This window comes from Acinetobacter bereziniae LMG 1003 = CIP 70.12 (assembly GCF_000368925.1).
In the GTDB taxonomy this organism is placed as follows: Bacteria; Pseudomonadota; Gammaproteobacteria; order Pseudomonadales; family Moraxellaceae; genus Acinetobacter; species Acinetobacter bereziniae.
Genome location: NZ_KB849755.1, coordinates 1460177 through 1472533 on the forward strand (window position 1 = coordinate 1460177; position 12357 = coordinate 1472533).

A 12357-nucleotide genomic window follows, 5' to 3' on the forward strand; every position below is an offset into this window, starting at 1 on the left:
ATAAAGACCTAATACTTTAATAAGCACACAATAACAATAACAAGCGCCCTAAACAGCATTCAAAATATCGAATACATTCCAGAACTTAAAACCTTAATTCATTCAAAAATAAAGATGTTTAAAAGCATACAGACGATCACGCCACATCCGCTTTTGTTTTTTTAAGCCATAAGAGCTGTCACGATTTTCCTTCTCTTTCCGAGAAATCCCCTGTGTTGCCACAGTACCCAAAATATCACTATCTAAACCAGCCGGCTTCACCAAGGCTGGCCAAACACCTAAGCCTTTGCCATTTTTACTCAGCCATGTTTGGAAAAAAATATCTACTGGCATGGTCATCGTTTTACCAGAAGCGACGAATGCTTCAGCACCTTTTCTTGACCATATTAAACCTAATCCGCGAATCGGGAAATAATAAGCATGCCATAGTGAAAAATCATCTATTTTTACGATATCTTTTGCAAACTTTTTCTTCTTGGCGGCCAAATTTATCAGATACCAATCTAGATCCTGATGCTGATCTAAATATGACAAAATTTGCTCTACAGATGTTTTAAAGTCAGTGGTGATTTTCATATCATCTTCTAAAACCACCAAATAATCTGCATCAGTTTGTAAAAACTTTTCGGCACAACCATAATGGCTGAGATAACAACCTAATTCAGAATTCAGCAGTCGACGCCCTAAAGTTTGTTGTGTTGCAACATCATCATAATTTTCAAATGAAGCTAAATCCTGCCCTCGACCATCATAGGCAGAAAATCGTTGGAACGACCAATCAACTGCTTGTAACTGTTCCGTTGCTCGTTGAAGTCGCTCATCACTGCCATCAAGATTAATAAGATATGTTTCAACTTTCATGAAAAACTTCCAATGACAAAACGTCGTTTGAGATGACAGACTGAGGTAGATAATCACTAAACTTAGCAATCATTGCATTTTTGACTTGGACTGCATCTTGTGGAGTCAACTGATCCAAACTTTGAATACAGCCATATTTAATCTGATCTTGATTTAGAGCTTGTATAAACACATTTAAACTTTCAGCATTTTTTAAATAGGCTAAAGCTAAATCTGGCTTTAACACTGCCTCACCTTTTTGAATTTTTAAATGATTCATCAACGAAATTGGATTCAATTGCTCAACACTACGAAATTTATATTTAATTTGTGTTTCTAATAAGGTTGGGTGATTCAATAAATATTCGCTTAAAATTTTACGATCTACACAATGCGGATAATGATGGATTTCAAAAAATTCTTTAAACCCTAAGATATCAGCACCCAACATCTGCGCAATGACATGTCCAGGTTGAATGGGTTTGTTAAAATTTCGATTTAAAAATTGACGATATTTCAGTTTAGTCTTGTAACTAAAACAACTTTTCCAATGCCCATAGGTCACGATTTTGTCTTGTTCAAGAAAATCTTCAACCTGAGCCGATGCATTAAAAAAGAAATCATCATTTAAATAGATAAAATAGTCTGACAAGCCCTGAATATTCCACAACATACTTTCTATAGAGCGGGTATTAAAAGTCGGTAGAAATTGTTCAAAGCCTGCAAAAATTTCTCGATGATCAACCACTCGGATTTTATTTGTATCGCAAAGACCTTGTACGACAAATTCATTTAAAAACTCAGGTTGCTGCCCATCCGTAACAATCAAAATATGACGGCAAAAAGGAACATATTTCAATATAGATGCAATGTTGTAATAGATTTCATCATTACTGGCAAAACGGGTTTCACTGACAGCATCACTGGCATCATTGCCTGTCAGGTACAAATGACGTTTACGTTTTAACTCAACATCATTGCCATCGACCCAAGCAATCACGATATCAAGGTTTTGCATCTATCTTGTTCTCAATTTTGATCAAAGGATATGGTTGAATTATTGCCAAGCGTCTTTAATCCAGTCTGAAGGCAATACATAACGATACCATTTACCACCGCCACCCGTGACTGCATCAGGTGGATTTATTTCACCATGAAAAATAATGATTTTGGCATCTTGTGGTTTTACTGGTGGCTTAAAATAGGCCAATGGCAGCTTTTGTAAACAATGATATTTATAACTCTTACACCAATCTTTTGGCCAATAGCTGAGCTTTTTCTGCTGATCGACATACCACGACAAATATTCTTGCTCATTTCTAAACTTATGACTAATTTCTTTAAAGTTTTCTCGAAAGTAAGGCAAAATGTCTGGAAAAGAACCCAATTTAAAACGGTACACAGAACTATTTCCTGTGACTCGCCAAGGGCGTTTCCAATCATGAATAATTAAGAACTCACCCGGATAAGTAAAGAAATCATCAATATTATCAACAATCACCACATCAAGATCTAAGAACAGTAAATTCCCTTTTAAACCATATAAGTCAGGTTCAAAAGTCGATAATTTGTTCCAGCCACGTTCTGGGCTTCCTTCAGGCAATGCTAATGGTGGAATTGGAAAACATTGAATGTCTGGGTTGATACCTTCTGTACGGTCAGTCAAACAGACCATTTTAAAATCAATGGTGGTATGTCTTTTGACCATGTTATACAGTCGATTGACATAGTCTGCACCATACTTGGTTCCCCATTTCATACACAAAACAATATTTTGTTCTGATTCAACTAAATTATTTGACTGTAAATTTGATTCATTAACCTGCATGCATCAATCTTCCACCTGAGCAATCTCTATATCATACCATTACCATAGCCAAGTTACTGTATTCGATTGCATATGCTGAACAATTTGTTTCATCAGAATATGCTATGATGCTCAAGCCATTTATACGTATGATGTTTATTTCATTATTCCAGTTTTTTGAGGATGGGATGCTTTAAACAATTCGTTAAAATGCCGAATACAACTTTTGCAAGCACATTTTCTATATTAGGTTTTTATGAAAATAGCAGTCGCTGGAACAGGTTACGTTGGCTTATCCAATTCAATGATATTTGCACAACATCATGAAGTTGTTGCTGTTGATATTTTAGAATCTAAAGTTAACATGCTCAACAATAAAATATCGCCTATCCAAGATGCTGATATTTCATTATTTTTAAAAGAAAAAACACTGAATTTCACAGCGACCACAGATTATGAAACAGCTTATCAAGATGCTGATTTTGTGATCATCGCAACCCCAACAGATTACGACACCAAAACCAATTATTTTAATACGCAAAGTGTTGAAAGTGTGGTTCAGCAAGTCTTAGCAATTAATCCGCATGCTGTAATGGTGATCAAATCCACGGTTCCAGTGGGCTTTACCAAAAGTTTAAAAGAAAAATTTCATACTGAGAATCTCATTTTCTCACCTGAATTTTTACGTGAAGGCAAAGCACTGCATGACAATTTATACCCATCCCGAATTATTGTGGGTGAAAAGTCTGAGCGTGCGCAGCAATTTGCTGATTTACTGATCGAAGGCGCAATTAAAAAAGATAGTCCAGTTTTATTTACTGACTCTACTGAGGCAGAAGCCATCAAACTATTTGCCAACACTTACTTGGCGATGCGTGTTGCTTACTTCAATGAACTTGATACTTATGCGCAAATTTTTGGTTTAGATACTCAACAAATTATTGAGGGTGTTTGTCTGGACCAACGCATTGGGAATCATTATAACAACCCATCTTTTGGTTATGGCGGATATTGTCTCCCTAAGGATACCAAGCAACTTCTAGCAAATTATCATCATGTGCCAAGCAATTTGATTCAAGCCATTGTTGATTCAAATAGCACACGTAAAGACTTCATTGCTGACTCGATCATTGCACGCAACCCGAATACGGTCGGAATTTATCGTTTAGTCATGAAAAGTGGTTCAGACAACTTTAGAGCTTCAGCAATTCAAGGCGTGATGAAACGTATCAAGGCAAAAGGAATTGAAGTGATTGTCTATGAACCCACGTTACAAGATGATGATTTCTTTAAATCTAAAGTGGTCAATGATTTAGCGCAATTTAAACAGCAAAGTGATGTAATTATTGCCAATCGTATTTCAAGCGATCTCAGTGATGTACTCGACAAAGTTTATACACGAGATATTTTCGGAGCAGATGAATGAAAGTTCTCGTTACAGGGGCAGCAGGATTTATTGGTTTCAATGTTGCAAAAAAACTATTAGAACGTGGTGATGATGTTGTTGGGTTTGACAATGTCAATGATTACTATGATCCTGCATTGAAAGAAGCCAGATTAGACGTTTTAAAAAATACAGCAGAACACGTTCAAGGTTCTTTCATTTTTATTCGTGCCAACCTTGCAGATAAAACTATTGTTGACCAATGCTTCCAAGATCATTCATTTGATCGAGTGATTCATTTAGCAGCTCAGGCAGGTGTACGCTACTCTCTAGAAAACCCGTCTAGTTATGTAGAGAGTAATCTTATTGGCTTTACCAATATTCTTGAAGCATGTCGCTATGCCAAAACGCCACATCTGACTTATGCCAGCACCAGTAGTGTTTATGGTGCCAATACCACCATGCCATTTAGTGAAAAACATGGTGTCAATCACCCTGTTCAGTTCTATGCGGCAACCAAACGTGCCAATGAACTCATGGCGCACAGTTATAGCCATTTATTTAATTTACCCACGACAGGACTGCGCTTCTTCACAGTATACGGTCCTTGGGGACGTCCAGACATGGCGCTATTTAAATTCACTAAAAATATTATTGAAGGTCGCTCTATTCCTGTCTTCAATCATGGCAATCACACCCGCGACTTTACTTTTATCTCAGATATTGTCGAAGGTATTATTCGTTCAAGTGATCAAATTGCACAACCTGATCCAAATTGGGACAGCAAAAATCCAGATCCATCGACCAGCTATGCGCCATTCCGTATTTTTAATATCGGCAATAATAATCCAGTCAAATTGATCGAATATATTCATGCAATTGAAAAGGCTGTCGGTCAAGACGCTATTTTAGAATTATTACCCTTACAGCCAGGTGATGTTCCAGATACCTTTGCTGATAGTACTGCATTGGAAAATATGGTGGGTTATAAACCATCAGTTTCTGTAGATGAAGGTGTAAAACAGTTTGTTGATTGGTACCGAGACTTTTATAAGGTTTAATACAATATGACGATGTAGCAGCCATTGCGATTGCTCAAGCTAAAACAAAAAAAAAGGATTCCAAATGGAATCCTTTTTAGCATTGAATGGCTTATTTTACATAAGTCAGCCAATGTGCATATTTTGGATCTTTACCTTGAACAGCATCAAAGAATGCTTTTTGAATCTTCTCAGTAATCGGACCACGTACACCTGAACCAATTTGACGGTCGTCATATTCACGGATTGGCGTCACTTCAGCAGCAGTCCCGGTAAAGAATGCTTCATCACCAATATAGAATTCATCACGGGTAATACGGCGTTCAACGACATCAATACCAAGATCTTTAGCAATGGTAATAATCGTTTGACGGGTAATACCATCCAAAGCACCGCCTGCGATATCTGGTGTATGTAAAACACCATCTTTCACCAAGAATACGTTTTCACCAGAACCCTGACATACATAACCTTGAGGATCCATCAACATCGCTTCGTCATAACCTGAATGTGCCACTTCTTGGTGAGCAAGAATTGACAAAGTATAGTTACCTGAAGCCTTGGCTTTACACATCGTCACGTTTGGATGATGATGGGTAAATGATGAGGTTTTAACACGAATACCCTTCGCCATTGCCTCATCACCAAGATATGCACCCCAGCTCCACGCAGCTACTGTTGCGTGAATGGTATTATCTGTTGCAGCGATACCTAATTTTTCCGAACCAATGAAAATAATTGGGCGTAAATAGCATGATGCCAATTTATTTTCACGAACCACATCAATCTGAGCTTGCTCAAGCGTTGCTTGATCAAATGGAACTTTCATTTGATAAATTTTTGCAGAATTTAACAAACGTTTTGTGTGATCTTGGAGACGGAAAATCGCGGTACCATTTGGTGTTTCATAAGCACGGACACCCTCAAACACACCCATACTATAATGTAAAGTATGTGTTAAGACGTGAATTTTAGCCTCACGCCATTCAACCATTTGTCCATCTTGCCAAATAAAACCATCACGATCAGCCAAATTCATGGCGCACACTCCAAATTTTTACACAATTATTCACTTTCCAAAGCGAAAGTCGCTGTTGGATCAATTAATCTTTGCCATAACTTGCAAACGACCTCTCGGGTATCGTGCCAATCCGCAGCACTTACTTGCATATTATGATTTGCAAGTGCTAAACGGTGGCTCTCGGCGCGTTCACTGAGATAAGCTTGAATCAATGCGGATACATCGTCGCTGGATAAGCAACCTGCCTTTGCGGCATCTTCAAGGATTCGTACGTTGTCGGAATAATGGGCGAGATCAGGATTCGTCCCACTCCAGGCTAATACGACATACTGTGCCATAAATTCGATGTCAACGATACCACCTGCATCCTGTTTTAAGTGAAAAATTCCATCTTTTTTCTGATCTTTTGATGAGCCCAGATGATCTTTCATTTTTTGGCGCATATTGAGGACCTCTTGACGAACTGTTTCCTCTTGTCTTGGTAAGGTAAGAATCTTACAGCGCAATTCCTCAAACTTGGCTCTCAATGTTGGCTCACCAGCAATCGAACGTGCTCGAACAATGGCTTGATGCTCCCATAACCATGCACTTTTCAGTTGATACTGTTCAAATGCCTTTAAGCTGGTTACCAAAAGTCCTGCTTCACCAGAAGGACGCAAACGCGTATCCACTTCATAAACACGACCATCTAAGGTCTGAGTTGTCATCAATGACATAAACTTCTGAGCAACACGCATCGCAAATTCAAAGCCACTAATGGCTTTTTGACCATCTGTATCCGATTGTTCATCCATATAATGAATAAACACCAAATCCAAGTCTGAACCATAACCGAGCTCAATTCCCCCGACCTTACCATAACCAATCACACAATATGCCATATGCTCCAAAGAACAACGCTGCCCTTCTGCATCTATTGGATATCCATGACGTTTCGCCACTGTTTGATAGGCTAAATTTAATGTTGCAATAACTGAAACTTCCGCAATATCCGTTAAAGCATCAGACACTTTCATCAACGGACTTTCAGCCAATACATCACTTGCAGCCACTGTCAGTACATTGGACTTTTTAAACAGGCGCAGTACTCGCATTTGATCTTCGACTTGATCAATTTCAATACGTAGCAACTGTTGACGTAAAGAATCCTCTAAATAATGTCTTGATGGAAGCTCAAAATCCATCGAAAGGAACTCATCCAAAAGCACTGGATAATGCGTTAATTCCTCACAAATCCATGGGCTTACTGTCGCCATTTTAACCAACCGCTGCAATGCACCTTTACTTTCGATCAGCATGACCAAATACACCGTACGGCGCATGACAGACTCGACCAATGGCATTAAACGCATCAACGCAACTTGCGGGCTATTCGACTGTAAAATTGCTTCAACCAAATGTGGCCAAAACTCTTTTAGACGTTGAACGGCTTTTGCAGGTAATTTTTTGATGGCATGACCATACCAAAACTCATGAATTAAGTTTTTAGCATCATCATCTAAAATTTCATTGAGCTGGCTCTCAAGCTGACTATAGCTTTCAATAGGCGACTCAAGTCCCTTTTCTTTAATCAAATGCTTAAATTGGAACGTCACCTTTTCTCGTTTTTGATTTAAAAAATCAATAAAATTATCCCAATCAGTAAAGCCCAATGTATCAATCAGCCGTTGACGTAACTCAGGCTCAGTCGGCAAAGATTGAGTTTGTTGATCATTCAGTGCTTGAATCGCATGTTCAACGCGACGTAAAAATAAATAGGCATCTTCAAGGTCAACAACAGATTGTGAATCGAGTAATCCAACCTCACCTAAATGCTGAAGACTGACGAGACATTGGCGATCTTGCAGCTCTAATTTAGCGCCACCATAAATCAATTGAAAAACTTGGACAATAAATTCAACTTCACGAATCCCACCTGCACCCAACTTGATGTCATCGGCAATATTACGACGTGCCACTTCACGCTCAATCATAGCTTTCATTTCGCGCATGGCTTCAAATGCGGTGTAATCAACATATTTACGAAATACGAATGGGCGTGTCATGTCCAAAAGACTATCACCCTCTTGTCCGCCCGTAATAATACGTGCCTTAATCCATGCATAGCGTTCCCATTCGCGTCCATGCTGACTGAGATATTTTTCTAATGCCACATGACTAATCGCGAGGGCTGAACCATCCCCCCAAGGACGTAAACGCATATCTACACGAAAAACAAAACCATCCGCAGTAATATGATCCAGCAAATAAATCAGCTTCTGTCCCCACAAAATACAGAACTGCTGTACATCAATACATTTGCGTCCATTGGTTTCACCTTGTTCATCAAAAGCAAAAATCAGGTCGATATCACTTGATAAATTAAGCTCTTGTGCGCCAAGCTTCCCCATACCAATCACGATCAGATCTTGAATTTTACCGTTATACCCGACTGGCTCACCATGTTTGGCAATGAGTGGAGCCCGCGCAAAATCTTTGGCTGCAACGATACAAATATCTGCAAAATCCGAAAGTTCACGGGTCAATGTCACTACATCGGTGAGTTGATTGGCATCCTGCCAAATCCAACGGAACATCAAACGTGCACGAAGTATCCTTAACACACGCATCCATGTAATTTCATCTTGAATAGCTGCTAAATTATCATCAACAAGTTGTTGAATTTGCGAGGTACTGAGTGGTACTTGAAATTGATCAATTGCATAATCATGTTCTAATACACTTTGATGTAGACTTAATACTTGTTCTGCATACTGACTGGCATGTAAGGTTTTTTGCAATTGCTCAGCATTCATTAGAAAAGCCTGTACTGATGTTTTATATGATTATTTATAGCAGTTTGATTGACTGTTAGGGAGTCTTTTATCGTTGTATAAAAAAGCACAGATTAAAAAAACATCAAAAAACACACATTGATCACTTTAAAATTTCATCGCATACGTTGAAGATTAGAAAATTTTTACTTTATCTGATTTTAGGTCTGTATCCAGCAAAGACTGATGGGCATTTTTTGCCGCAGGGAGGGCAACGACAAAAGTTGTTCCCTCACCTTTTTGAGAGCTAACTGATATTTGCCCATGATTTAAGTCAACAAATCTCTTGCACAATACCAATCCTAAGCCTGTACCTTGTTCACCAATCGTACCTTTTATACTGGCTTTAAGTTGCGGTTCAAAAACCTGTTCAATCTGTGCCTGAGTCATACCCAAACCAGTATCATGAATAATGATTTCAATACGATTTCCCACAGGTTGAGCGGAAATCGTCACTTTGCCTAAACCATCAGTTTGAGTAAATTTTAAAGCATTGGACACTAAGTTTTGAATAATGGAGGTTACCATATTCATATCTGCAAAAACCGTTAGATCATCAGCAACATTTTCAATCAATTGAATATTTTTATTGACTGCTAAGGGTTGCAGTACATCATAAACAATTTTGGTGGTCTGTTTGAGCTTAAAATTAATCGGGTGATAGACAAAACGACCTCCTTCTGACATTGCCCAATTGAGTAAATTTTCAAGTAAAGCATATGTGGACTGCAAAGTATCATGCAAATATTGTGCAATACTATGAATATTCTCTTCATCCAAGGTTTCTCGCTCATTGGCTAAAACATCTGAAAAACCAATCAATCCATGAAATGGTGCACGTAAATCATGGGCAATCACCTGAAAAAACTTTGTTTTACTGAAATTTAGAGCACGTTCTTGTTCATAAAGCTCATAATAGTCTTGAGACTCCGACTTGCGCTGCAATATCGTCACAAGGTCATCACTCAACTCTTCTAATAATAGTTTTTGTTTAGCCGAGAAATTCTCGGACTGATGATCATAAAAATAGACATGCGCGATGGACTCGCTGTCTTGAAGTCTAAAGTCATAAGCGATAAGTCGTGTATGGCTAAGACCAATCTCCGTGATATAATCTGAACATTCTGGATAACTTGGGTGTGTACCTTCAACAATTAACGTATTTTGAAAATCTGGTAAAAGATTAGGCTTTGGAGAAAGATAAGCGGCAACAAAGTCACATTCACTATTGGCAACCCATGCATAAGGTTCATTGTGAAAGCTAAAAAAGGCATTTTCGACATTCAAAATAGCACGGACAATTTTCAGATAGCGCTCAATTTTATTGTCTGGTGTATAAGCTCCTAAAATGAGCGACAATCGACATGCACTGAGTTGCTCAGTTTGATGAGAGTCTAAGAATTCTAGTTTCATGTTTACCTCATTTTCACTTTCAGTTCACACGTTATTGATTAAACTCACCCATTTCTAATATTAATTTCTTTTAAATAGATAAAAACTTAATTCGAAAAATAAAAAAATAGCATCAAAGACGTCGCTGTACATTTACAAATGTTCACATAAAACACTATAGCAGTAATACTTTTAATTAAAATAGAAAAGTTAAAAATTTCAAAAAAAATCATATTTTTGTAATCAAACACCGTCTATCAAATCACAATAGTATTTAATTCTGTGAACTGAAAAAATACCCAAGCCATTTGTATTCGCTTGGGTTCTGTTGAATAGAGAATGATTCTATAGATGGGCAAGGAGAGCGTGTAAACCGATATGCTATCACTGAAAGTAGATTTTTGAATGACATAATTTTATATAAACATCGTGTCAATAAAAGCAGCAAAACAATTATTTTTTATTTAAATATTTATAGTTAATTACCGCTCTAAAACACATGTATTACTGCTAATAGCCATCCAGTAAAACATATTTCTTGAGTCATTTATTTCTTTATCCAGGAAAAACACCACGCTCTTTACGCGCTTTTAAAATACGTTCGCACGCCAAGATATAAGCCGCTGTACGTAAGGTACATGTATTGTTATTTGCCGTATTCCAAACATCCTCAATTGCTTGAACCATGAGTTTGTCTAAACGCTCATTAATTTCTTCTTCGCTCCAAAAATAACTTGCCATATCTTGCACCCATTCAAAGTAACTTACAGTCACCCCACCCGCATTACAGACTACATCAGGAACGACAACAATACCTCGTTCAACCAATATATCTTCTGCCTTTGGATAAGTTGGACCATTTGCCCCCTCTAAAATCAGTTGAGCTTGAAAATTCTGAGCACGATCAATGGTGATTTGCCCCTCTAAAGCCGCAGGAATCATGATATCAACTTCTGCTGACCAAAATTCTTCATCAGCAATGAGCTGTGCACCAGTAAAACCACCGACACCTTCATTCACAGTGACATAATCACGTAATGCCTCAAGATCAATACCGTTTTTATTGAAAATAGTCCCTGTGTGGTCTTGAATGTGAGTAACTTTTGCATTTGATTCCACAAATAAAAAACCAGCTTCACTCCCTACATTACCAAAACCTTGAATAGCAACTTTAGCTCCTTTAAGGGAGAGCTTAATTTTCTTCGCAACTTCGCGACCTGTAACAAATACTCCACGACCAGTTGCCTTTACACGACCTAATGAACCCCCCAAGTGAATAGGTTTACCAGTGACCACACCAGTAACCGTATATCCCTGACCTGATGAATAGGTGTCCATAATCCACCCCATTACGTGTTGATTTGTTCCAACATCTGGTGCAGGAATATCCTTTTGAGGACCGATAATATGACTGATTTCACTGGTATAGCGACGAGTTAAACGCTCTAATTCTCGAGCCGATAATTTACGTGGATCGACACGGACACCCCCTTTTGCACCTCCAAATGGTAGGTTCAATACCGCTGTTTTGATCGTCATCCATGCTGAAAGCGCCATAACCTCATTCAGATTGACATCTTGGTGATAGCGGATACCACCTTTACCAGGACCACGTGATAAATTGTGTTGTACACGATAACCTTCAAAATGTTGAATTGAACCATCATCCATGACAATCGGTACATCTACGATAAGAACTCTTTTGGGTCTTTTTAATATCTCAATATGTTGTTTTAGATGCTCTAAATAGGGAGATACGCGTTCAATTTGTTCAAGAAAAGTTAACCAAGCTGCATCATTTGCTTGAATATAAGAGAGTTTTGTCATATTGAATATCCAACTGATATTTGTTCTGCTCTATCACGTTATTAATAATGTCTAAGTAAATACACAAATTTCTCAAAGATATTTACTTAACTTTTAATCAATTAAACTAGGTTAATTTTTTTGTTTATGAAAGCAATTTTCGGAAAAAGTGATACGAAAAAAAGGAATAGTGTGAGTATTTTAATTCGTTTGTAGGACGATATTTCGAAGGTTTAAATAACAACATCAAATAA

9 protein-coding genes are annotated in these 12357 nt (G+C 37.9%); 2 read left to right on the plus strand and 7 right to left on the minus strand.

The features are described 5' to 3' along the window. Window positions 1–102: 102 nt before the first annotated feature. Genes F938_RS08690 through F938_RS08700 form a run of 3 tightly spaced genes read right to left on the minus strand, consistent with a single transcriptional unit; the run spans window position 103 to window position 2668 of the window. On the minus strand, window positions 103–861 hold the full coding sequence (locus F938_RS08690; RefSeq protein ID WP_004827780.1) for a glycosyltransferase family 25 protein: 759 nt from the start codon (window positions 859–861) through the stop codon (window positions 103–105). Continuing rightward, entirely contained in the window at window positions 851–1858 is a 1008-nt protein-coding gene (locus tag F938_RS08695) for a hypothetical protein (RefSeq protein ID WP_005030941.1), read from the minus strand. The genes F938_RS08690 and F938_RS08695 overlap by 11 nt, the downstream gene beginning before the upstream one ends. Window positions 1859–1897: 39 nt before the next feature. Next, entirely contained in the window at window positions 1898–2668 is a 771-nt protein-coding gene (locus tag F938_RS08700; protein WP_004827776.1) for a hypothetical protein, read from the minus strand. A 235-nt stretch (window positions 2669–2903) separates the two neighbouring features. On the opposite strand from F938_RS08700, the gene F938_RS08705 reads away from it, so the two are divergent. Continuing rightward, entirely contained in the window at window positions 2904–4073 is a 1170-nt protein-coding gene (locus F938_RS08705) for a nucleotide sugar dehydrogenase (RefSeq protein WP_005030942.1), read from the plus strand. Next, window positions 4070–5092 (plus strand): NAD-dependent epimerase, encoded by a 1023-nt coding sequence (locus F938_RS08710; protein WP_005030944.1) that lies wholly within the window; start codon window positions 4070–4072, stop codon window positions 5090–5092. Before F938_RS08705 ends, F938_RS08710 begins: the two co-directional genes overlap by 4 nt. A 91-nt stretch (window positions 5093–5183) precedes the next feature. On the opposite strand, the gene F938_RS08715 is transcribed toward F938_RS08710, so the two are convergent. From F938_RS08715 to F938_RS08730, 4 genes are all read right to left on the minus strand, one after another. Next, the gene (locus tag F938_RS08715) at window positions 5184–6110 is read right to left on the minus strand and encodes a branched-chain amino acid transaminase (RefSeq protein WP_005030945.1); all 927 of its coding nucleotides are present in this window, start codon (window positions 6108–6110) and stop codon (window positions 5184–5186) included. Window positions 6111–6136: 26 nt separating this feature from the next. After that, on the minus strand, window positions 6137–8887 hold the full coding sequence (gene glnE, locus F938_RS08720; protein WP_005030946.1) for a bifunctional [glutamate--ammonia ligase]-adenylyl-L-tyrosine phosphorylase/[glutamate--ammonia-ligase] adenylyltransferase: 2751 nt from the start codon (window positions 8885–8887) through the stop codon (window positions 6137–6139). A gap of 153 nt (window positions 8888–9040) precedes the next feature. Continuing rightward, window positions 9041–10318: a sensor histidine kinase gene (locus tag F938_RS08725; protein ID WP_005030947.1), complete on the minus strand. Its 1278-nt coding sequence runs from the start codon at window positions 10316–10318 to the stop codon at window positions 9041–9043. Between the two features lie 534 nt (window positions 10319–10852). Then, window positions 10853–12124 (minus strand): Glu/Leu/Phe/Val family dehydrogenase, encoded by a 1272-nt coding sequence (locus tag F938_RS08730; protein WP_005030948.1) that lies wholly within the window; start codon window positions 12122–12124, stop codon window positions 10853–10855. Window positions 12125–12357: the final 233 nt, after the last annotated feature.